At 55.4% G+C, this 21683-nt stretch carries 26 protein-coding genes, 2 tRNA genes and 1 pseudogene; 14 read left to right on the forward strand and 15 right to left on the reverse strand.

The genetic code is table 11. The annotated features are described in order from the left end of the window. Positions 1-189: pseudogene (locus BLU05_RS26375) on the forward strand (hypothetical protein); the annotation flags it as partial. Between the two features lie 142 nt (positions 190-331). Here BLU05_RS26375 and BLU05_RS11710 read toward each other — a convergent pair. The 7 genes from BLU05_RS11710 to BLU05_RS11740 all read right to left on the reverse strand — a co-directional run bounded on the left by BLU05_RS11710 (position 332) and on the right by BLU05_RS11740 (position 3991). After that, entirely contained in the window at positions 332-541 is a 210-nt protein-coding gene (locus tag BLU05_RS11710) for a hypothetical protein (RefSeq protein WP_091880280.1), read from the reverse strand. A 191-nt stretch (positions 542-732) separates the two neighbouring features. Continuing rightward, positions 733-809: transfer RNA gene (locus BLU05_RS11715), tRNA-Arg, on the reverse strand. 56 nt (positions 810-865) lie between these two features. Beyond that, complete coding sequence (locus BLU05_RS11720; RefSeq protein WP_091880282.1) at positions 866-1171, reverse strand: ETC complex I subunit; 306 nt, start codon at positions 1169-1171, stop codon at positions 866-868. Between the two features lie 76 nt (positions 1172-1247). Continuing rightward, positions 1248-1324 (reverse strand) — tRNA-Pro (locus tag BLU05_RS11725). A gap of 242 nt (positions 1325-1566) precedes the next feature. Continuing rightward, positions 1567-2265 carry a DnaA regulatory inactivator HdaA gene (hdaA, locus tag BLU05_RS11730; protein WP_175540611.1) on the reverse strand — a complete coding sequence of 233 codons (699 nt, stop codon included), beginning with the start codon at positions 2263-2265 and terminating at the stop codon, positions 1567-1569. A 21-nt stretch (positions 2266-2286) separates the two neighbouring features. Then, complete coding sequence (locus BLU05_RS11735) at positions 2287-3399, reverse strand: AI-2E family transporter (protein WP_091881109.1); 1113 nt, start codon at positions 3397-3399, stop codon at positions 2287-2289. A 43-nt stretch (positions 3400-3442) separates the two neighbouring features. Then, positions 3443-3991, reverse strand: coding sequence for a CDP-alcohol phosphatidyltransferase family protein (locus BLU05_RS11740; protein WP_091880285.1), 549 nt, complete (start codon positions 3989-3991; stop codon positions 3443-3445). 429 nt (positions 3992-4420) lie between these two features. Here BLU05_RS11740 and purM point away from each other — a divergent pair, with 429 nt between their 5' ends. Further along, complete coding sequence (gene purM, locus BLU05_RS11745; RefSeq protein WP_091881111.1) at positions 4421-5488, forward strand: phosphoribosylformylglycinamidine cyclo-ligase; 1068 nt, start codon at positions 4421-4423, stop codon at positions 5486-5488. After that, positions 5485-6108, forward strand: a complete 624-nt coding sequence (gene purN / locus BLU05_RS11750) for a phosphoribosylglycinamide formyltransferase (RefSeq protein ID WP_091880286.1) — start codon at positions 5485-5487, stop codon at positions 6106-6108. The genes purM and purN overlap by 4 nt, the downstream gene beginning before the upstream one ends. Positions 6109-6114: 6 nt before the next feature. On the opposite strand, the gene BLU05_RS11755 is transcribed toward purN, so the two are convergent. The 3 genes from BLU05_RS11755 to BLU05_RS11765 form a co-directional block, all read right to left on the reverse strand. Beyond that, the gene (locus BLU05_RS11755) at positions 6115-6420 is read right to left on the reverse strand and encodes an addiction module antidote protein (RefSeq protein ID WP_091880288.1); all 306 of its coding nucleotides are present in this window, start codon (positions 6418-6420) and stop codon (positions 6115-6117) included. Beyond that, positions 6417-6722 (reverse strand): type II toxin-antitoxin system RelE/ParE family toxin, encoded by a 306-nt coding sequence (locus BLU05_RS11760; protein WP_091880289.1) that lies wholly within the window; start codon positions 6720-6722, stop codon positions 6417-6419. Before BLU05_RS11760 ends, BLU05_RS11755 begins: the two co-directional genes overlap by 4 nt. A gap of 81 nt (positions 6723-6803) precedes the next feature. Further along, positions 6804-8915, reverse strand: a complete 2112-nt coding sequence (locus BLU05_RS11765) for a molybdopterin oxidoreductase family protein (protein ID WP_091880291.1) — start codon at positions 8913-8915, stop codon at positions 6804-6806. A gap of 167 nt (positions 8916-9082) precedes the next feature. Here BLU05_RS11765 and BLU05_RS11770 point away from each other — a divergent pair, with 167 nt between their 5' ends. Beyond that, positions 9083-9730, forward strand: coding sequence for a glutathione S-transferase family protein (locus BLU05_RS11770; RefSeq protein WP_091880292.1), 648 nt, complete (start codon positions 9083-9085; stop codon positions 9728-9730). A gap of 3 nt (positions 9731-9733) precedes the next feature. Here the strand turns inward: BLU05_RS11770 and BLU05_RS11775 are convergent, their stop codons facing one another. After that, the gene (locus tag BLU05_RS11775; RefSeq protein WP_091880294.1) at positions 9734-10576 is read right to left on the reverse strand and encodes an EamA family transporter; all 843 of its coding nucleotides are present in this window, start codon (positions 10574-10576) and stop codon (positions 9734-9736) included. A gap of 102 nt (positions 10577-10678) precedes the next feature. After that, positions 10679-11209 carry an NADPH-dependent FMN reductase gene (locus tag BLU05_RS11780; protein ID WP_091880295.1) on the reverse strand — a complete coding sequence of 177 codons (531 nt, stop codon included), beginning with the start codon at positions 11207-11209 and terminating at the stop codon, positions 10679-10681. Positions 11210-11297: 88 nt separating this feature from the next. Here BLU05_RS11780 and BLU05_RS11785 point away from each other — a divergent pair, with 88 nt between their 5' ends. The 4 genes from BLU05_RS11785 to BLU05_RS11800 all read left to right on the forward strand — a co-directional run bounded on the left by BLU05_RS11785 (position 11298) and on the right by BLU05_RS11800 (position 14299). Then, positions 11298-12158 carry a 23S rRNA (adenine(2030)-N(6))-methyltransferase RlmJ gene (locus BLU05_RS11785; protein ID WP_091880296.1) on the forward strand — a complete coding sequence of 287 codons (861 nt, stop codon included), beginning with the start codon at positions 11298-11300 and terminating at the stop codon, positions 12156-12158. A 69-nt stretch (positions 12159-12227) separates the two neighbouring features. After that, entirely contained in the window at positions 12228-12689 is a 462-nt protein-coding gene (locus BLU05_RS11790) for a hypothetical protein (protein ID WP_091880298.1), read from the forward strand. Positions 12690-12702: 13 nt separating this feature from the next. Continuing rightward, on the forward strand, positions 12703-13446 hold the full coding sequence (locus BLU05_RS11795; RefSeq protein ID WP_091880299.1) for a ribonuclease T2 family protein: 744 nt from the start codon (positions 12703-12705) through the stop codon (positions 13444-13446). 256 nt (positions 13447-13702) lie between these two features. Continuing rightward, on the forward strand, positions 13703-14299 hold the full coding sequence (locus BLU05_RS11800; protein ID WP_091880301.1) for a glutathione S-transferase: 597 nt from the start codon (positions 13703-13705) through the stop codon (positions 14297-14299). 62 nt (positions 14300-14361) lie between these two features. Here BLU05_RS11800 and BLU05_RS11805 read toward each other — a convergent pair whose 3' ends face one another. Next, positions 14362-15003 carry an outer membrane protein gene (locus tag BLU05_RS11805; RefSeq protein ID WP_091880302.1) on the reverse strand — a complete coding sequence of 214 codons (642 nt, stop codon included), beginning with the start codon at positions 15001-15003 and terminating at the stop codon, positions 14362-14364. A gap of 496 nt (positions 15004-15499) precedes the next feature. On the opposite strand from BLU05_RS11805, the gene BLU05_RS11810 reads away from it, so the two are divergent. The 6 genes from BLU05_RS11810 to BLU05_RS11835 all read left to right on the forward strand — a co-directional run bounded on the left by BLU05_RS11810 (position 15500) and on the right by BLU05_RS11835 (position 20231). Beyond that, entirely contained in the window at positions 15500-16264 is a 765-nt protein-coding gene (locus tag BLU05_RS11810; RefSeq protein WP_091880304.1) for an SDR family oxidoreductase, read from the forward strand. A gap of 68 nt (positions 16265-16332) precedes the next feature. Then, on the forward strand, positions 16333-18366 hold the full coding sequence (uvrC, locus tag BLU05_RS11815) for an excinuclease ABC subunit UvrC (RefSeq protein ID WP_244518350.1): 2034 nt from the start codon (positions 16333-16335) through the stop codon (positions 18364-18366). Positions 18367-18476: 110 nt separating this feature from the next. Continuing rightward, a complete protein-coding gene (gene pgsA / locus BLU05_RS11820; protein WP_091880307.1) occupies positions 18477-19061 on the forward strand; it encodes a CDP-diacylglycerol--glycerol-3-phosphate 3-phosphatidyltransferase in 585 nt (194 codons plus the stop codon). 3 nt (positions 19062-19064) lie between these two features. Then, on the forward strand, positions 19065-19319 hold the full coding sequence (moaD, locus tag BLU05_RS11825) for a molybdopterin converting factor subunit 1 (protein ID WP_091880308.1): 255 nt from the start codon (positions 19065-19067) through the stop codon (positions 19317-19319). Positions 19320-19322: 3 nt separating this feature from the next. Further along, positions 19323-19799 (forward strand): molybdenum cofactor biosynthesis protein MoaE, encoded by a 477-nt coding sequence (locus BLU05_RS11830; RefSeq protein ID WP_091880310.1) that lies wholly within the window; start codon positions 19323-19325, stop codon positions 19797-19799. Continuing rightward, positions 19800-20231 carry an META domain-containing protein gene (locus tag BLU05_RS11835; RefSeq protein ID WP_091880311.1) on the forward strand — a complete coding sequence of 144 codons (432 nt, stop codon included), beginning with the start codon at positions 19800-19802 and terminating at the stop codon, positions 20229-20231. A 65-nt stretch (positions 20232-20296) separates the two neighbouring features. On the opposite strand, the gene ndk is transcribed toward BLU05_RS11835, so the two are convergent. Next, positions 20297-20719, reverse strand: coding sequence for a nucleoside-diphosphate kinase (ndk, locus tag BLU05_RS11840; RefSeq protein WP_091880313.1), 423 nt, complete (start codon positions 20717-20719; stop codon positions 20297-20299). Positions 20720-20983: 264 nt separating this feature from the next. Further along, positions 20984-21676, reverse strand: a complete 693-nt coding sequence (locus BLU05_RS11845; RefSeq protein WP_091880314.1) for a glutathione S-transferase family protein — start codon at positions 21674-21676, stop codon at positions 20984-20986. Positions 21677-21683 lie beyond the last annotated feature (7 nt).

Below are 21683 nucleotides of genomic sequence, written 5' to 3' on the forward strand. Positions count from 1 at the left end.
CGATGGACCAACGGTTCACTGAAGCTGCCAAGCGAGCTGTGGGCCGATTGCCGAACCCACGTCTTTCTGCGCGTGACCATGGATTCCGGCGGCAGTCCGCATTGGGTGGCAGGGTCGAAAACCAGACCACCGCGCGCCGAACCTGTTGATGCAAACCAAACCAATATCGTCCCGCTGCGTGCCGCATAATCTTTGTTTTGGATGCTCGTAGCCAAGTCAAGCAGACACTGCCATGAGCTGTGATTGCTCAAACTCTACAGGAGTCATTCTGCCAAAAAGTTCGATCAACGCAATGATGCGCCCGGCATTTGTCACTTCCTCCACAATTCCTTCAAAACGAAGCGAATGGATTGCCGGAATCCGTGACGAATACGTCCAATCCTACTGGAAAGCGCTTGGCTAAGTTTGACTTTTCATTTGCCTCTTCCTCTTTGCGATGGATGCGGGCAGCACGAGTGTCGTCGAATGCCATATCGAATTCTGCAAGGAAGATTGTCTCAACGCTATCGGCTGAGACACGCACAGGGTTGGCGAACAGCATATCGAGCGCAAACGCGATCCATAAAACGTATCAGCCAGTTGATCTGGAGAGTGTCAGGCAGGCCGATGAAGCGCGTAATAATTGGTCGTCGGCGGATAAGGGATCGGAACAAATAAGCGTCAAAAGTCTAAACTCCCTTTTCAGATGAGTCTAAACTTTCAATCAAACTGACCGCTAAATATTTGAAATGATGGCGATCCCGGCTGGATTCGAACCAGCGACCGTCGGCTTAGAAGGCCGGTGCTCTATCCAGCTGAGCTACGGGACCAGCTTTTGAACCGGCGATCACAGTATCGCCGGGAAATCCGAACAAAATGCAAACAGTCAGTGAGTCCAGGGCTGCTTGCGATCAAAGCGGAAGTTTTCCGAATAGGAAACCACACGCCGTCTGGTTTCCTTCGGCTCCTGCACAGAATAGGCAATGCCGTTTTTCTGTGCGTAAGCGATTGCCTCTTCCTTCGTCTCGAACGACAGGCGAATCTGGCTCTTCATATCGCCCGATGACGTGTAGCCCATCAGCGGCTCAACCTTGCGTGGCTGTTCCGGCTCGAATTCAAGCATCCAGCCATCGGTTTTGGCCTTGCCTGATTGCATTGCTGTTTTTGCAGGGCTGTAAATACGTGCTGCCATCAGAAAAAATCCCTTTGTCTGAAATCCCGATATAGTACAGGCTTCGGTTCAGTACCAGCAGCATCATTAGTCAAAGTGGTCGGAGCGGCAGGATTCGAACCTGCGACCCTCTGGTCCCAAACCAGATGCGCTACCAGGCTGCGCTACGCTCCGTTCCAACTTGAACGTTGTGTGCAATAGAGAGTCGGAACCGGGAAAGCAATAGCCAGAAATAGGAAAACTTATGAAAATCGCATAATTGCTGTGCAGGCGTGAAATAGGGCCGAAAAGCCGCATGCAAAATCCTGCTGATTTGCCCTTTGCCTTGAAATCGCACACCAAATTGTAAACATTGTTGCGACTCAGGCCCGAGTTTTCATACTCCGCCGCGACTGCCGGCTTATATCTCCTCTCCTCTATAGATCGAATGTCGCCTGCCCTTCATCAATAGCAGTCACAACACTGGCAGCCAGCGCGCGAGTGATTTTCGATTTTTTCTCCAGCGCGGCGCGATCAAGCTTATCGACAATGCGGCTGGCTGTGGAAAGCGAACGCTCAATATGGCTGACGAGGAAGCTGATGACATTGGGGTCAACGGCGATCTGCCGGTCGGCAAAGAGCTTGTAGAGCACCCCTGATAGCAGCATATCGTCCGGCTCACCGATCTCCACCGTGGTTGCCGCCTTCAGGCGTGAGGCCAGATCAGGCAGTTTTACCGGCCAGTTGGCGGGCCAGCGGCGCGAGGTCATGAGCAAGCTTGAGCCACTCTGGCGCACCGTATTGATGAGATGGAACAGACCAGCCTCGTCAATTGGGCCATCGCCGATGTTATCGATGAGAAATGGTCCGCTTTTGCCCGATGCGTCGCCGATATGCGCCGCGTCAATGACTGTGGCATCCGAATCGGCCTTCCAGACGGCGGCAAGATGGGTTTTGCCGGATCCCGTCGGTCCGGCCAGAATAACGACCGGGGAAATCCACTCCGGCCAGCGATCAACAATATCCACCGCCGCCATGTTGGAGGCGGTGACGATCAGATCGTCGCGCGAATATCCCGGCTCATGGCCAAGATCGAGCGGCAGTTGTCGCGGTGTATCGGTCATAGCCAGTGAAATACAGTCAATGCCGCCCTGATGTCACCGGATTTCTTTGGATTGTTCGATTTTGCGGGGATCGCCTGTGTAGAGCGGGGATTGCCGGTAGCGACTGATGATAAAGCGCACGAGAACACCCATGGCCGCAGCTGTTGGCACGGCAATCAGCATCCCGGTAAAGCCCAGAAGTGAACCGAAGGCAAACAGCGCAAACATCAACCAGACCGGATGCAACCCGACCGAGGAGCCAACGAGTTTCGGCTGGAGAATGTTGCCTTCAAAGAACTGGCCGATGAAGAACACGACAGCAACCGCGCCCACATAAAAATAATCAGGCCAGAACTGCACCAGCGCCACGCCAATGGCCAGCACCAGTCCAACCAGCGAACCGACATAGGGAATGAAGCTGATAAGACCGGCGAAAAGGCCGATCAGCAGTCCGAAATTCAGACCAACTATGGTGAGGCCCACGGCATAGATCATACCGAGAAGCAGGCACACCGTGCCCTGCCCGCGCACGAAGCCGGCAATGGCCTTGTTCATGTCATTGGCGATATCGCGCACGGTCTGGACATGATCGCGCGGTGTGAGGTTGTCGATGCTCTGCACCATGCGGTCCCAGTCGAGCAGCATGTAGAAAGCCACAACCGGGGTTACGACGAAGAGCGCTGCAACGTCGATCAGCGTCTTGCCCGAACTCCAGATCGACTGGAGCAGAGTGGAAAGGAAGCCCGCGCCCTGCTGCAACAGCGAATCGAGACTGTTGCGGATGACGGAAGCATCAACGCCGATAAAATCCTTCAGCCATTGCGAATCGCGGTTGGCGATCAATTCCTGCAAGCGCGCCACATAGCTTGGCAGACGGGCGATGAAATCAGTCATCTGCGAGGCAAGGATCGGCACCAAGATCATCAGCAGCAGCGCGAAGGTCACCACAAACAGGATCAGGATCACGATTGTTGCGACAAGGCGCGACATGCCCAGGCGTTCCAGCCGGTCGGCAACAGGATCAAGGAAGTAGGCGAGAACAAGTCCGGCCACAAAGGGCAGCAGAATGGACGAGAAGATGTAGAGAAAAAGAGCCAGGAACACGACAGCGCCGGTCCAGAAAACCGCCTGACGGCGCACGCTGCCAGCGAGCGTGTTCACCTGCACATCGACGTGGATGTCCTGCTCGGCCGGTGTGATCGTCTTGGTCTTACTTACGGATTTGCTCATAGCCTGCCATGTGTTTTATCCATGCCACGAGATAGGCAGTGGAGGACGCTGCGGTCAAGAGTGCAACCACCCATACCAGAATCATCCGGCCTGCGCCGAACGAAAATTCGAATGTCATATCTGCCAGCGTGAAGGCCACCAATATGATCTGCAGGGCCGTATTTGCCTTGGAGACAAGAAGCGGGCGCATTTCCACCGGATTGGCCATCACCGTCGAGAGCAGCACGGCCCCTATAATGAGGATATCGCGCGAAACAACGATGACAACCAGCCAGACCGGCAATTCATTCAGGAACCCGAGAACGACGAACAGCGTCACCAGCAGCAATTTATCGGCGATGGGATCAAGATAGGCACCAAGTTCCGTGCGCTGGTTGTAGCGGCGGGCAATATAGCCATCCACACCATCGGACACACCCGCCACGACAAAACCGATCAGCGCCGTGGCGACATAACCGGAAAGCAACGCCATGACGATGAAAGGCACAAGAATGAAGCGGAAGATGGTGATGTAATTGGGAATTGTCACGCTATCGGCTTCCTCGCATTTTCTTGTGTTTATCGGTCTGGTTCGTGGTTCGTGGTTCGACAAGCTCACCATGAGGGAGAGTGTGGATGCAACGCTAATCACCAACGTTGCAGAACTTAACTCCCTAACACCCGTCCATCTCCGTCATCCTCGGATCAAGCCCGAGGATGACGGAGAGTGGGGCTTGTCGTTGTAACCACCACTCTCCCTCATGGTGAGCTTGTCGAACCACGCACCACCAACCACGCTCACACACCACCGCTCTTTATGCTCAACCGCAAATTACAACATAAATGGACAGGCACCCGGCATTGCTCAACCCCTTTCATGCTGCCAAACTGTCGATATCTGGTGTTTTCATCCGGCATGAGGCACTCAGAGCTTGCAGCGGCGGCGGAGTCGTGCCATTTCGCCAGCAATAATCCGGAGCTGACAATGACGATCAAAAATGGCCTCACCTATGCGCAGGCAGGCGTCGATATCGATGCTGGCAATCTGCTTGTCGAAAAGATCAAGCCGATCGTGCGCTCGACGCGCCGTCCCGGCGCTGATGGCGAGATTGGCGGCTTTGGCGGTCTGTTCGATCTGAAAGCAGCGGGTTTTACCGATCCGGTCCTCGTGGCTGCCAATGATGGCGTCGGCACAAAGCTCAAAATCGCCATCGATGCGGGCGTGCATGACACGGTTGGTATCGATCTCGTTGCCATGTGCGTCAACGATCTGGTGGTTCAGGGTGCCGAACCGCTGTTCTTCCTTGATTATTTTGCCACCGGCAAGCTTGATCCGGATCAGGGCGCTGCCATCGTCACCGGCATTGCCGAAGGCTGCCTGCAAGCCGGATGCGCATTGATCGGCGGCGAAACCGCAGAGATGCCCGGCATGTACCGGGATGGCGATTATGATCTTGCCGGCTTTGCTGTCGGTGCAGCCGAACGCAACCAGTTGTTGCCATCGGGTGATATTGCAGAGGGTGATGTCATTCTCGGTCTCGCCTCTTCAGGCGTTCATTCCAACGGCTTTTCACTGGTTCGCCGTATTGTTGAACTATCAGGCCTTGGCTGGGATGCGGATGCGCCCTTCAAACCCGGCACAACACTCGGGCAAGCATTGCTCACCCCCACCCGCATCTATGTGAAGCAGTTGCTGGCGGCAATCCGCGAAACCGGCGCGATCAAAGCGCTAGCTCACATTACCGGCGGTGGCTTTCCTGATAATATCCCGCGGGTGCTGCCCAAAGACCTGACAGCCAGCATCAACCTCTCGGCCATCAAGGTGCCGCCGGTGTTTTCATGGCTGGCCAAGGTCGGCGGTGTCGAACGCGACGAGATGCTGCGCACCTTCAACTGCGGCATCGGCATGATCGCCGTCGTTGCACCTGAACACGCCGACGCCGTGCTGGCAGCGCTGAAGGCTCAGGGCGAAGACGCGGTGCGGCTTGGCACCATGGTTGCCCGCGCTGACACTGGCGTCGTCTATCAGGGCAATCTGGCGCTGTGAGCAACAAAACCCCAAAGAAGCGTGTCGCGGTTCTGATTTCGGGTCGCGGCTCCAACATGACGGCTTTGATTGAAGCGGCCAAGGCAGCGGACTATCCGGCTGAGATTGTGGCCGTCATCGCCAACAAAGCGGATGCCGGCGGTCTGGACACAGCCAGAGCACACGGCATTGCCGCCCATGCTATCCCCCATCGCGACTATCCGACAAAACAGGCACATGAAGCGGCTGTCTCCGAAGCGCTGCACGCGGCAGGTGCGGAAATCGTCTGCCTTGCCGGTTACATGCGGCTGATGTCAGCGGAATTCGTTCAGGCATGGGAAGGCCGGATGATCAATATCCATCCTTCGCTGCTGCCATTGTTCAAGGGTCTGCACACCCATGAGCAGGCACTGGAAGCGGGCGTTCGCGTTCACGGCTGCACGGTGCACTTTGTCACGGCAGGCATGGATGAAGGCCCGATCATCGCCCAGACCGCCATACCGGTGCTCAATGGCGATACAGCCGATAGCCTCGCATTGCGGGTGCTATCCGTTGAGCATGAGACCTATGCCCGTGCCCTTGCACTTGTCGCTTCAGGCAAGGCTGCTATGAAAGATGGGCGCACGGTTTTCAGTGACTGATTGAGCTCAAGCAGCGTCCTGCTTTTTGGTCGCCACAGGCACCAAAGACAGCTTGAGCCCCAATGCGTCAGCCACCTTAGTAATCGTCGCCAATCCGGGATTACCTTCACCACTCAGAGCTTTGTATAGCGCTTGACGGGTAAGGCCGGTTTTCTTGGCAAGCTCGGCAATACCGCGTGCGCGCGCAATGTTACCCAAAGCGCGGGCTATTTCCGAAGGAGTACCATCTTCGCACGTTGCCAACAGATACTCTTCGATCATTTCTTCGGAATCGAGATGCTGGGCAGTATCGTATGGGCTCAACTTTATCATGATCTTACTTTCCTTAAAGCAGCAGCCATTGTCTTTGCCTTTCTGATATCGCGATCCTGAGTGCTCTTGTCTCCCCCACACAACAGGATAATCAAGACGTCGTTTCGCTCGATGAAATAGACGCGGTAACCGGGACCATAATCAATTCGAAGTTCACTGACGCCGTCGCCGACAAGTTTGATGTCACCGGGATTGCTGTCGATCAAGCGATCAAGTCGCATCGCAATTCTGGCTCTGGCTCTTTGGTCTCTCAAGCCATCAATCCAGCTTAAAAAAGTGTCCGTCTTCTCAATTAATCTCATAGAAAGTGTAAACCACAGTTGTCAAAATGTATAGATACTCAAAATTGCAATTTTAGAAAAATATAAAATATATCAATAAAATCAATTCACTGCGGGGCGCACCCAAACCTTGCTGTCATGGAAGGCAGAACCGCCATAGGGCGCTGATGCGTCGGAGCCGGTGAGCACATTGATCCCCTCGCCGCGCTCGAACGCGGAGTTGCGGAACAGGCCCTCGGAGATCACGACACCGCGCTTGAGGCCCGTATGCAGGCGGGCGTGAACCACCACCTCACCGCGTTCATTGCCCACTTCCACACGAGCGCCTTCCTCGACGCCAAGCGTGGCGGCATCATCAGGATGGATCAGCAGTTCCGGACGGCCTTCTTTCAGCACCGATGTCGGTGTTTCGGCGAATGTCGAATTGAGGAAATTGTGGGCAGGTGAAGTGCCCAAGCGGAATGGATGCTTTGCATCCGCGACCTCGATGGCTTCCCAATAATCGGGGAATTGCGGCAGGGTTTCGAATGGTCCCTGTGTGCCCATGGATTGTGGCGGACGGTTTGGCGATGGACTGCCGGTCCAATCAGGCTTGAAGCGGAACTTCCCGTCGGGCCAATTGAAACCCTTTTCGTAATGGGCAGTCTCGTAGTCAGGCTGAACGTCGAGCCAGCGCATTTCTTTCAGCACGTCGTAGCCGGGCAGATTGCTGGCGGCCATCATGTTGTCGATCAGCGTCTTGGCATCAAGATCAAAGCCCGGCAGATCGCCAACGCCAAGGCGTTTGGCCAGTTCGTTGATGACATAGAGGTTGGGGCGGGTTTCGCCCGGGCCATCGATGAGCTTGGGGCCGAGCACAATGTGCTGCTGGCCGCCGCCGCGATAAATATCGTCATGTTCCATAAACATGGTGGCAGGGAGAACCACATCCCCCATCTTTGCCGTATCGGTCATGAACTGTTCGTGCACGACCATAAACAGATCTTCGCGGGCCATGCCCTGCTTGATCAGACGCTGCTGCGGCGCGACATTGGCCGGATTGGTGTTCTGGATCAGCATCGCCATAACGGGCGGGCCGCCATAGAGCGTGTCCTTATCGCCCGTCAAAGCAAGACCGATTTTCGACTGATCGATATGGCGAACAGAAGTGTCCTTGAATGCCTGCCCCTCGATTTCCCGCTTGTCCATGCGGAAAATGCCTGAATTGGAGTGAAATGCGCCGCCGCCTTCGTGCTGCCACGCGCCAGTTACTGCCGCAATCGATAGTGCTGCATGCATATTGACTGCGCCGTTGCGCTGGCGGGTAAAGCCATAGCCAAGGCGGAAGAATGTCTTCTTCGTCGTACCAACAAGGCGGGCGAACTCTTCGATTTCCGCAACCGAAAGCCCGGTCAGAGCAGCAGCCCATTCAGGCGTGCGATCGCGAAGATGCGCTTCCAGTCCTTTGGGATCGTCCGTATCGCGACTGAGATAGTCCCAGTCGGCAAGACCATCACGGAACAGCACATGCATGACCGCACAGGCCAGCGCTCCATCTGTTCCCGGCTTCAGAACCAGCCCGAGATCGGCCTGACGCACGGTGGCGTTCTCATAGATATCGATGGCGACGATCTTGGCACCGCGATCCTTGCGGGCGCGCACTGCATGGGTCATCACATTGACCTGCGTCGCCGCTGCATTGGTGCCCCAGATAACCACGCAATCAGATTTGGCCATTTCGCGTGGATCGACACCGCCAAGCTTGCCAGTCCCAGCGAAAAAGCCGGTCCACGCCATATTGGTGCAAAAACTGTCGAACTGATTGGAATACTTTTTTGCATGGCGCAGGCGATGCATGGAGTCGCGCTGCACCAATCCCATTGTCCCCGCATAAATATAGGGCCAGATGCTTTGCGAGCCGTATTCGGCTTCGGCTTTCAGGAAACGCTCGGCGACCAGATCAAGCGCCGCATCCCAGCTTGCCTCTTTCCAGATGCCCTCGCCCTTGGAGCCGCCACGGACCAATGGCTTCAACAGACGGTCAGCGTGATGGATACGCTCAGCATAGCGGGCAACCTTGGCGCAGATGACACCCGCAGTATAGGTGTTTTCCTTGGCGCCGCGCACACGCCCGATCTGGCCTGAATCGAGCACTTCGACATCCAGCGCGCAGGTGGACGGGCAATCGTGAGGACAGGCTGAATGGCCGGTGCGAAGGATGACAGCTTTGTTCATGCCTTATGCATAGCGCAGTTTGAACGCCGCTGAAATGGCCTGCATTGTCCTTCTTGTCCCTGTCAGGACGCGCGAAATGTCGCGACAGCGCTTGACGGGCGGCTGTTGAATTGATAGTTAAGCAATTACTTTAGTATTTATATTCGACGCTGGATGGGAGGTCCGACATGTCACTCAAACTGTATTTTCACCCATTGTCATCCTTTTGCATGAAGGTGCTGACCGCACTTTACGAGAACGACACACCGTTTGAGCCAAGCGTTGTCAACTTCATGGACGAAAAGGAAAGCGCCGACTTTGCCAGGATCTGGCCCGTCAGGCAGTTTCCGGTTCTACGCGATGAAGCGAAAGGCAAGACCATTCCGGAATCCAGCCTGATCATCGAATATCTGGAACAGCACTTCCCCGGCAAAGTAAAGCTTCTGCCGTCGGATCAGGAACTCGCATTCGAAACCCGGTTTTATGATCGCTTTTTCGATCTGCATGTGCAGGTCCCGATGCAGAAGATTGTAACCGACAATTTTCGCCCCGAGGGCCAGAATGACACCCTCGGCGTTGAATATGCCAGGCAAAAACTGCGGACCGCCTATGATATTCTGGAAAAGCATCTGGCGGGCAAGACATGGGCCATTGGCAATGACTACACCATGGCCGATTGCGCCGCCTCACCAGCACTTTTCTATGCCAATTTTGACGTGCCGATTGGTGAGGGATATCCAAATTTAACCGGCTATCTGAACCGGCTTATGCACAGGCCTTCCTTTGCCCGCGCGATCAAAGAGGCGACGCCCTATTTCGACATGCGGCCAGAATAGCTGTCAGGCGAGACGCATCACGGCGGCGCCAGCGGCAATCAGAGCCACGGCGATGAGGCGTTTCGCACCGATATTCTCCTTGAGAACGAAGGCGGAAATGGCCACGGCGAACAGGATCGACGTCTCGCGCAGCGCGGCGACGGCAGCAACCGGCGCCATGGTCATCGCCCACAGCGCAAGCCCGTAAGAGCCTAGCGTACCCACACCGCCCACGGTTGCCAGCCGGGTGCGCTTGATAAAATGCGGCCAAAGCTCGCCCTTGCGGGTGACAATGGTCCAGAGGAACAGCGGAACGGCATTGAGCGTGAAAACCCACATCGTATAGGCCGCCGGTGCGCCTGAATGACGAACGCCAATGCCATCAATCAACGTATAGGTGGCGATGACCAAAGCGTTAATCAGGGCAAAGACCGTTGTGGCGCGATTGGCCCCTGCTCGCCTGCGTGCCTCCAAGGCAAGTACCAGCACGCCGCAGCAAATCAGGGCAATGCCGGACCATTTTTGCGCGGAAAGAAACTCGCCGACCAGTGGCCCGCTGGCAATGGCCACAAACAGCGGTGCAGTACCGCGCATGATCGGATAGGCCTGGCTCATGTCTCCACTGCGATAGGCGGCGGCAACCAGTGCGAGATAAACCAGTTGCACGACTGCGGAACCAGCCAGAAATGGCCAGCTCTCCGGCGCTGGAGCGGGCAGGAACGGCAGGCAGATCAAAGCGATCACTCCGGCCGAGGTGACTACAACCACCGTGTTGAGGAACTTATCGCCTTCGGATTTGACAACAGCATTCCAGCTTGCATGCAGAAATGCAGCAAACAGGACGACGAGAACAACAGTTCCGGACATGATCAAACCCCGACACGCCAGCTATTTGCGTGTTCCATCCGCTCAATGACACATCTGGGTCAGATGGCAAATTGGATAATCTGATGTTTAACATCAGTCGTTCTAAACGGCGTTGATTGCGTCCACAAAACCGGCAAGGCTGTCGCGCAATTGGCCGCCGAATTCTTTGCTTTTGGCTATGCCGTCGGCATCGAGTTTCTTGCCCTTGAGCGGTAAGGTGAGCGATGCATTGATGACCACGCGGGCAGACATCGTCATCAGAACTTCCATGAGTAGCGGCGTGATGCGCTCCGACTGCGGCGACGTATTGATCAGAAGAACCGGCTTTTCCGGGAACTCAACACATGAAACCAGCCAGTCCAGCATGTTCTTGAAACTACCGGGAATGCCATGGGCATATTCCGGGCAGGAAATGATCAAGCCATCGGCAGCGCCGACCTGTTTTCGCAGCGCTACTATCTTTTTAGGCGGACTATCACCGTCAAGATCGGGATTGAAGGGCGGCAAACCTGCCAAACCCTTGTACAGAGTGATGCTCACATCAGCAGGTGCCAGTTTCATGCAGGCCTCCAGAACACTCGTGTTCATGGAAACGGCACGCAGGCTACCGGAAATAGCGAGAAGCTTTGTCATGGAAAGGCCTTGCAGTGGGAATCATTTTGGATCATCAGCATAACCGAGTTGCTTGCGATAGCACCAACATCATGACAGAAGCTGAGCCATGAACTACCGCCACGCCTATCATGCCGGCAATTTCGCCGATGTTGTCAAACACATTATCCTGACGCGGATTGTGCTGTATATGCAGCGCAAAGACCATGCTTTTCGTGTCATTGACACCCATGCGGGTATCGGGCGTTACGATCTCAAAGGAACGGAAGCGGGCAAAACAGGTGAATGGCAAAGCGGCATCGGCCGCCTGCTTGACACGAAGCTTGATGCAGCGGTCGCCGATCTGATCAAGCCCTATCTCGATATTGTCCGCGCCGAGAATGCCGACGGCACAATTCGCCATTACCCCGGATCGCCGCTGCTCGTGCGGCACCTGTTGCGCAAGCAGGACCGTCTTTCCGCGCTGGAATTGCATCCTGATGATGCGCAAACCCTTGCCGCCCTGTTCGAGGGCGATGTGCAGGTACGCGTCACGGAGCTTGATGGCTGGCTGGCGCTTGGCGCGCATCTGCCGCCGAAGGAAAAGCGCGGCCTCATCCTTGTTGATCCGCCTTTTGAAGTGGGCGGCGAATTTGACCGTCTGGTTGAGGGCCTCGTTAAAGCCCATCGGCGTTTTGCCGGCGGCACCTATGCTTTCTGGTACCCGGTCAAGGACCGCATGGAGGTGAAGCGTTTTGTCTCAGCCCTGCACGACACCGGCATTCCGAAAATCCTGCGCGCGGAACTGATGATTCGTGCGGCCTCGCCCGAACCACGGCTGGACGGCACGGGAATGATCATCGTCAACCCGCCTTTCACACTGGACGACGAGCTTAGAACTGTTTTACCTGCGTTGTCGAAAGTCCTCAGTGACGGACAGAATGCAGGTTTCACCCTCGATTGGGTCCGCGGCGAGCAAGTTGGTGCTTGACCGCAGGCATCGGCTGTTCGACATTGGTCTCACATTAATACCTTGTATACCCTATGGAGAGTGACCCCTATGGCACGCGTTTCCACCCTTCTCGCCACAGCTTTCAGCACCGCTCTGGGCGCTGCTCTGGCAATTTCATCCGTCGTTCCGGCGTTATCAGCCGATTATCTCGAACGCGCACCCAGCCAGACCTATGATGATACATGCGGCCGCTCAGGCGTTCTCAACCGTATCGCCAGCCGCTTCTCCTATCAGGTGCATCATGTGCCCGGCCTGCAGCAGGTAGCCATTCAGGATTTCAGCGAAGTCCATCAGCAGCGCTATGAGCCAAGCCGTGATCCGGAAATGTCGGCTGTCTCGCGCTATTATTGCCAGGCCACCGCACATCTCTCCGATGGCAACCAGCGTCCGGTCTGGTATGTGGTTGAAGAAGGCATGGGCTTTGCGTCCATCGGCAACAATGTCGAGTTCTGCGTTGCCGGTTTCGACCGCTGGAATGTCTATAATGGCAGCTGCCGCAGCCTGAAATGAGCCGTGATCACTGATGCAGATCGGCAGGCTGGCCCGCTACGCCCTGTTCGCGGCCCTTCTTGGCCTGTCCGTGTTGACGTATCTGCGCGAACAACAGCCCCGGGAAAATGCTGTTAACCAGCAAACACCCGAGGCGATCACGACAAGCAAGCGCCAAACACCATCATCGCCAGCGGCATCCGTGCCCATAGGCAATGGTTTTGATTTCTATGTTCTCGCGCTTTCCTGGTCACCAAGCTATTGCGCTTCGGAAGGGTCAAACGCCAACCGGCAGCAATGTTCGACCAACCGCCCCTACGGTTTTGTCGTACACGGGCTTTGGCCGCAATATGAACAGGGTTATCCGCAGGATTGCGACACATCCGAGCGCGATGTGCCGTTCAGCCGGGCAAAGCAACTCTCGGACATCATGCCATCGGCAGGTCTTGTCACCTATGAGTGGCGCAAGCACGGCAGCTGTACAGGATTGAGCCAGCAGGATTATTTTTCAGTCATACGGCAGGCGGTATCACGGGTTTCCATCCCCTCCGCCTATAGTCAGCCGACCCAGCGGGCGCCTGTTAATCCGCAGGTGGTGGAACAGGCGTTCATTGCTGCCAATTCCGGTATGAGCAACGATGCCGTTTCGATCACATGCGATAGAGATTACCTGCGCGAGGTGCGTGTCTGCCTGACCAAGGATCTGCAGTTCAGGGGTTGCCCGGAGGTGGAACGCTCAGCCTGCCGCAAACGATCCGTGGATATGCCGGGACAGTAGATTGCGTTGAGTGTGTGCACGGTGGTTCGTGGTTCGTGGTTCGACAAGCTCACCATGAGCGAGATGGGTGATGAAAGGGAGTTATATTCTGCCACGTTGGAGAACTTGGCTCCTGCAACCAACCCCTCTCCCTCATGGTGAGCTTGTCGAACCACGAACCATGTTCATGCAAAGAACCACACCGCTCTGAACGCTTTGCTAAAAACCAACACAGGTTTACCGTCAATCATCGAATCGCCAACTCTGGAGCGTCATTGTGACGAAAGTTCTTTATTCCCCCGCCTCGCCCTATAGCACCAAGGTGCGCATGGCCGCGCATTATGCAGGCATACCGGTTGAGAGTATTCTTGTAGACACGAATGCCGCGCCCGCCGATTTGATCAGTGCCAATCCGCTGGGCAAGATTCCAACGCTCATTCTTGATGATGGCAGATCGCTTTATGACAGCCGCGTCATCACCCAGTATTTCAACCGCATTTCCGGTAACAAGATTTTTCCGCGCAATGCGGAAAAGCGGCTTGAGGCGGAGCAGCTGGAATCCATTGCGGATGGTCTGTGCGATGTTCTGCTCGCCCATGTCTATGAACGCCGTTTTCATCCGGAAGAGAAAATCCATCAGCCGTGGCTCGACTGGCAGTGGGCGAAGGCGATTCGTGTGCTCGATTATCTGAACGCAGCGCCGCCGCGTCTGAGCAAAAAGCTCAATGGCGGTCATATCGCGCTGGCTGCTGCCCTTGCCTATGCAACATTGCGCTTTGAAGGCAAATGGGAAAAGGGCCGTTCAAAGCTCAAGCGCTGGCAGAAACGCTTTGAAGAACTTCACCCGGAGCTTGCCGCACTTCTACCGAAATGAATCCAACGCAATAAAAAAGCCGGACAGTTTCCTGTCCGGCTCTTTTCTGGATCAAATTCTGATTAGAACTTGTAACCGACACCAACGCGAACTTCGTTCGTGGTGATCTTGTTCGAGACACTATCGATGCCACCGAGATCGTAGTCCTTCTTGCCATAATCGGAGTAGCGATATTCAACGCGGCCGACGATGTTCTGGGTGATCTTGGCTTCTGCACCGGCACCGGCTGTCCAGCCGATGTGAGTCTTGCTTTCGCTGCCCAGAGGACCGGAGAGCTTGCTGTCCATAATCGCAACACCGCCTGTACCGTAGAGCAGGACCGGATCAAGAGCGATACCGGCACGGGCACGGACAGAACCTTCAACGCCCTGCTTTGCTCTGTAGCCGAAGTTGCTTTCCTTGGCACCGGAATAGCCGATGTCACCTTCAGCACCGTAGACGAACTGGCCGTTCTGGAGGTTGTAACCGCCGTAAGCACCGCCCTTGAAGCCATCGGCATCAAGTTTGCCGGCGCTGGTCTTGTTCTTGTTCCAGCCATAGCCGCCATAGGCACCGATATAAGCGCCGGACCAATCGGCCTGAGGCGCCTGGTATGCAGCTTCAGGCGCAGGAGCCTGTTCAGTAATAATGTCAGCAGCCAGAACTGGGGCGGAGAGCGTCAGCACAGCCGCCGAAGCGAGGATCATTGTCTTAAGAGTGCGCATAGCAATCTCCTTATTTGAACTCTTTTACACGGAGCGGGCACTTGGTGGGGAAAACCAAAACTTGCGTCCGCTGAACGAGATGGACATTCGCTCCGCATTGTGGCGGCACTTGCTCCGGACTGTGAAAAGAAACTGTCGAGAAAATGGCAGAAATGCGATGTGTTTATTATGCAACATGTCGAATTTACGAATGATTTCAAATGGATAAAAATAACCCAACAAAATAGAATTTGCGAAATATTTGCGTAAAATTTATCGCAAAGTCTGAAAATCGGCGTTTTCAATATAGTATACTTAATGGTTACTTAAACTCTTCATTACTCTTGAAGCGACTACGCACCTCCCAGCGTTATACGTGCTTTGAAAGAGGAAAAATGCCGCGACTGATACGAATGACTTTGATATTTCATTTGTCATTGCAGCCGCAGCCAAACCCTCGCGCTTTCGCTATATCCTCCCTATATTCAAGGGTGAATCGCAGTATCAGGAGAGCCACTTGCAGACAGATAAGACCGTTGTCCTTGTAACGGGTGGGGCAAAACGTGTTGGCAAGGCGATTGTAGAAAATCTGGCCGCCAATGGTTTTGCCGTGGCTATTCATTGCAATCGTTCACTTGAAGAAGGTCAGGCGCTGCTGGAAACGGTTCAGGCGGCAGGTGGAACCGCAGCCGTGGTTCAGGCAGACCTGACGGACAGTGCATCGGTGCGCGGTTTGATTGGCAGCGCTGAGGATGCGCTTGGTCCTGTTGAAATCCTCGTCAACAATGCCTCGATCTTTCAGGAAGACGGTTTTGGCGATTTCGATGATAAACGCTGGGACAGGCATTTTGCTGTCCATGTGAAAGCGCCCGTCCTGCTGGCGGATGCCATGCAGGCGGCGCTTCCGCACGGGGAAAGCGGCCTCATTGTCAATATTATCGACCAGCGCGTGTGGAAGCTTACACCCAAATTCATCTCCTATACCCTGTCAAAGGCTGCGTTGTGGACGGCAACCCAGACCATGGCGCAGGCACTTGCTCCACATATCCGCGTCAATGCCATTGGTCCGGGGCCAACAATGCAGGGAGAACGTCAGGAGAGAATCGATTTTGAACAACAAGTTGACGGCCTGCTGTTGAAACACGGGCCCGATCTGTCAGAATTTGGCAATACGATCCGCTATCTCTGGCAGACTCGCTCCGTAACCGGGCAAATGATTGCATTGGATGGCGGGCAGCATCTGGCGTGGGAGACGCCGGATGTCACAGGAATGGCAGAATGAACAAAGCACCCAATCATCCAATCATCGATCCGGCACCACCGCTTTCCCCCGAAGGGAACGAGGAGGATATGGGCGTGATGCTGGATGATGAAGGCCCGCTTGCTGCTGAGAACAGTGAGCCGATCCGCGATGTTGCGGCGCTGATCAACGCCATCGAATGGGATTCCAGCGTTGAAAGCGACGGAACCAGCGGTGCCGATGTTATTGGCGAACTGGTCAAACGGCTGCCGAACAAACCCGGTGTTTATCGCATGTTCAGTCAGGCTGGCGACGTGCTCTATGTGGGCAAGGCCCGCAACCTGAAGAAGCGCGTTTCGAACTATGCGCGCGGTCAGGGTCATAATAACCGCATTGCCCGCATGATCCGCGAAACCATGAAAATGGAATTCGTCGTCACCCGCACCGAGACAGAAGCACTGCTTCTGGAAGCGAATCTCATCAAGCGCTTACGTCCACGCTTTAATGTTCTGATGCGGGATGACAAATCATTCCCCTATATCCTGCTGACTGCGCCGAAACAGACGGATCGACGGCTTGCACCGGGTATTTTCAAGCATCGCGGTGCCCGATCCTCGAAGGGTGACTATTTTGGTCCATTCGCCTCGGCGGGTGCTGTCGGGCGCACAATCAATGCCTTGCAGCGGGCATTTCTGCTGCGAACCTGCACCGATTCTTTTTACGAGAACCGCACACGTCCCTGCCTGCTCTATCAGATCAAGCGCTGCTCCGGCCCATGCACCAATGAAATCAGCGAAGCTGAATATGATGAACTGGTGAGCGAGACCAAGGCTTTTCTGTCAGGCAAGAGTCAGGCGGTAAAAACCCATCTTTCCGATGCCATGCGCGAAGCCTCGGCTGCGCTGGATTTTGAACGGGCTGCCGTTTACCGCGACCGCCTGTCATCCCTTTCCCATGTCCAGTCGCATTCCGGCATCAATCCGCAATCGGTGGAAGAAGCCGATGTGTTCGCCATTTTTCAGGATGGCGGTGTGACCTGCATTCAGGTGTTCTTTTTCAGAACCGGCCAGAACTGGGGCAACCGTGCTTACTATCCCAAGGCAGACTCGTCACTCTCCAGTGCCGAGGTTCTGGGGGCGTTTCTGGCACAGTTCTATGATGACAAGCCCTGCCCTTCACTGATCATGCTTTCGGAAACGGTCGAAGATCAGGAACTGCTCGGCGTGGCACTGACCGCAAAGTCGGATCGGAAAGTGACGATCACCGTGCCCCAGCGCGGCGAGAAGAAGGACCTTGTGGAACATGCGCTGAGCAATGCGCGTGAAGCACTGGGCCGCCAACTTGCCGAAACGTCGTCGCAATCGCGCCTGCTCAAAGGTGTGGCCGAAACGTTCGGGCTGGAGAAAACACCGCGCCGCATCGAGGTCTACGATAACTCCCACATCATGGGCACCAACGCCATTGGCGGCATGATCGTCGCGGGGCCGGAAGGCTTTGTGAAAAACCAGTATCGCAAGTTCAACATCCGCTCGACCGATATCACCCCCGGCGACGATTTCGGCATGATGAAGGAAGTGATCGAGCGCCGGTTCAGCCGTCTGGTCAAAGAACACGGCACGCCCGAGAATAAGGATATGCCCGATACGGCTGATATCGAGATTGACGAATTCGATGATGATTCCGACGCCTTCCCCGCTTGGCCGGATATTATCCTGATCGACGGTGGTCAGGGTCAGATGAGCGCCGTGCGCGGTATTCTTCAGCAGATGGGGCTTACCGACAAGGTAACGGCCATTGGCGTGGCCAAGGGTGTGGACCGTGATGCCGGACGCGAACGCTTTTTCATGGAGGGCAAGCAATCCTTCACCCTGCCACCGCGCGATCCTGTTCTCTACTTCCTGCAACGCCTGCGCGACGAGGCGCACCGCTTTGCCATCGGCACACACCGGGCCAAGCGCAAGAAGGAAATGATCAAGAATCCGCTGGATGAAATCGCCGGCATCGGCCCTTCACGAAAACGTGCGCTGCTTCATCAATTTGGTACAGCAAAGGCGATATCACAGGCTGCTGTCGAAGATTTGATGAAGGTGGACGGGATATCGGAAGCAATGGCCATTACTATTCGCGATCATTTTCGTTCATAGTTCGCTTACACATTGAAAACGGGACATAATTGCGCCCGACTCCGCGACGATGAGCTTGACGTTTGACGGACAAGCCCGTTTGATCGGCACTGATTTGATTGGTTGGAAATATGCCCAAGAACAACGCTTACTCATTGCCGAACCTGTTGACCTACGGGCGCATTCTTGCGGTGCCGCTGGTCGTGCTCTGTTTCTTCCTCGAAGGCAGTCTGCAATCGAGCGATGCGGCCCGCTGGGGCGCATTGGTGATTTTCGCCATTGCCAGTATCACCGATTTCTTTGATGGCTATCTCGCCCGTATCTGGAAACAGACATCGACTATCGGCCGCATGCTTGATCCCATCGCTGACAAGCTGCTGGTCTCGGCCTGCCTGCTGCTGCTTGCCGCTGACGGAACCATTGCGGGCTGGACGCTGTGGGCTGCCATCATCATCCTTTGCCGCGAAATTCTTGTCTCCGGCCTACGCGAATATCTGGCAGAGCTGAAAGTCAGCGTACCCGTCAGCCAGTTGGCAAAATGGAAGACGACAATCCAGATGTTTGCCGTTGCCATTCTTCTGGCGGGACCTGCGGGTGACAAGATCCTGCCCTATACAACGCAGTTCGGCATTGCCCTGCTCTGGGTTGCCGCTCTCGTTACGCTTTATACCGGCTGGGACTATTTCCGCGCCGGTCTGAAACATGTGGTAGACTAAGCCATGACCAAACTGGTTTATTTCGCATGGGTGCGCGAGCGGATCGGCAAGGGCGAGGAAGACATCGAACTCCCCGCCTCTGTCGTGACCGTGCATGACTTGTTAAGCCATCTCAAAACCCGCGGCGAAGAATATGAGCAGGCGCTGGAATATCAGGACGTCATCCGCGTTGCCATCAATCAGGAGCATGTCGATCACAAGACGCCCATCAACGGCGCGCAGGAGATTGCCCTGTTTCCGCCCATGACCGGTGGCTGAGCCATGACCGGCGCAATCAAGCCGCTCGTCAAAATCCAGAGCGAAAATTTTGATACGGCTGCAGAAATTGCCCATCTGACGTCAGGACGCCATGATATCGGCGCCGTCGTGACCTTCAGCGGGTTATGCCGCGACGAAGCGGGTACGCTCACTGCGCTCGAAATCGAGCACTATCCCGGCATGGCTGCCAATGAAATCAGCAAAATTGCCGATGAAGCGCTCGGGCGCTGGCCGCTGACGGGGCTTACGGTCATTCATCGCTATGGCATGATCAGGCCGGGTGAAAACATCGTGCTAGTTGTGGCGGCTTCCGCCCATCGTCGGGCGGCTTTCGATGCCGCCTCTTTCCTGATGGATTACCTGAAGAACGCCGCGCCCTTCTGGAAGAAGGAGCATCTCGTCAGCGGTGCCGAGAGCAGCTGGGTCGAGGCCAAATCCACCGATGCGGCGGCGCTCGAGCGCTGGCACGAGGCCAAGTAAATGCGCCGACTTGCCATCCTGTCGCTCATTATCGGCTTTATCGGCGTAATCGCGCTGTTCGGTCTGTCGTTCAAAGCCCGAAGCGAGCAGCGCGTGCCAGTTATTACCGATGTGAGCTGGCTGGCTGAAGACCTTGATGGCGGCGGGGTGATCGACTTTGCCCAGACGACGTTGATGATAGACCATGACAACAATGTCAGCGGTTCCGGCGGCTGCAACCGCTTCATGAGCAAGGCCACATTCCGGGGGCTTAAACTGACATTCACCCCAGCCGCGGCAACGCGAAAACTTTGCCCGCCCGCCCTGATGAATCAGGAGAACAAATTCTTTGCCGTGCTGGAGCAGACCCGCTCCTTTCTGGTGGTCGATGGCAAGCTGACCCTGCGCGGCACAGCGGGCAAAACCATCGCCCGCTTGGCACGGCAGAACTGATCCCATCCCGCACAAACAAAAAAGCCGGGACAAATCCCGGCTTTCTTTTATCAATCTCGAAGCAATCAGCCGACGACTTCTGTACCGGAGAACCAGTAAGCGATTTCTTCTGCTGCTGTTTCAGGCGCATCGGAACCGTGAACGGAGTTTTCGCCGATCGACAAAGCGAATGTCTTGCGGATCGTGCCTTCGTCAGCATTGGCTGGGTTGGTGGCGCCCATGACTTCGCGGTTGCGAGCAATGGCGTTTTCACCTTCCAGAACCTGCACGATGGTCGGTGCGGAGGACATGAATTCAACGAGTTCGCCGAAGAAGGGACGATCCTTGTGAACAGCGTAGAAGCCTTCAGCTTCGCGGCGGCTCATCCAGACGCGCTTGGAAGCAACAACACGAAGACCAGCCTCTTCCAGCTTCTGTGTGATGGCACCGGTAAGGTTGCGACGGGTCGCGTCGGGCTTGATCATCGAGAAAGTGCGTTCAATCGCCATGGAATAAAACCTTGTCGTTAGGGGAATTGGATGGCGGCTCTATAGCCGCAGGCAACTCCTTTGCCAAGGGGCTGCAACCATTTAACAGCTGCCATACTGCGATTGGGGGTGTGTGGTTCGTGGTTCGACAAGCTCACCATGAGGGAGAGAGGTGGATGCAACGATAATCTCCAACGTTGCAGAATGGAGCTCCCCTCATCCTGAGCTTGTCGAAGGGCCTCATGGTGAGCTTGTCGAACCACGAACCCCGTTCATGCAACTTAACTACTCAGCAGCGCTGATCTCGCGGGCAATACCGCCATGCAAATCGAGGCAGCGTTCGAACCAGGCATAAACCGGATCTTTTTCATCCAGCAGTTTGAACGGTGTCAGCACCCGCACCCACTGGAACGCACCAAACACGATATAATCACTAAACAAAGGTCCCTCACCGCCGATGAACGGCTGCGACAACAGCATCTTGCGCATGGGTTCGAGGCTTCTGGTAAAGGCGTCGTGCTTGGCATCACGCTCGGCGGCCACGTCCTCCAACGGGCGGCCAAAGATTTTCTCGCGGCTGTCACGGAAATAGGCCTTGTTTGGCTCATCGAGAATATCATGCACCGGCATCAATATGACTACGTTCAGATAGGGATGAACGGTCATCTGCGACCAGCCCTCGACAAAGCGGGCCATGGCCCGGCCGCCCTCACCTTTGAATAGCGATGGCCGGTCCGGATAATTGTCTTCCAGATAGAGTGCTATCTCAAAAGAATCTGCCACCCGCTTGTCACCATCGCGGAGGATAGGAACTTTCGGCGAAAACGCGCCTTCCAGTTCCGGAATGCCCTTGAAGGATACGCGGTTGCGGTTGAATGGCAGGCCCTTATGCGCCAGCGACATCACCGTTTTCCAGCAATGCGGGCTAAATGGCCTGTTCAAATCGGTACCAACGAGTTCGTGCAGAATGATTCCCATGGAAAGC

The sequence above is a fragment of the Phyllobacterium sp. OV277 genome (assembly GCF_900104355.1).
Classification (GTDB): domain Bacteria; phylum Pseudomonadota; class Alphaproteobacteria; order Rhizobiales; family Rhizobiaceae; genus Phyllobacterium.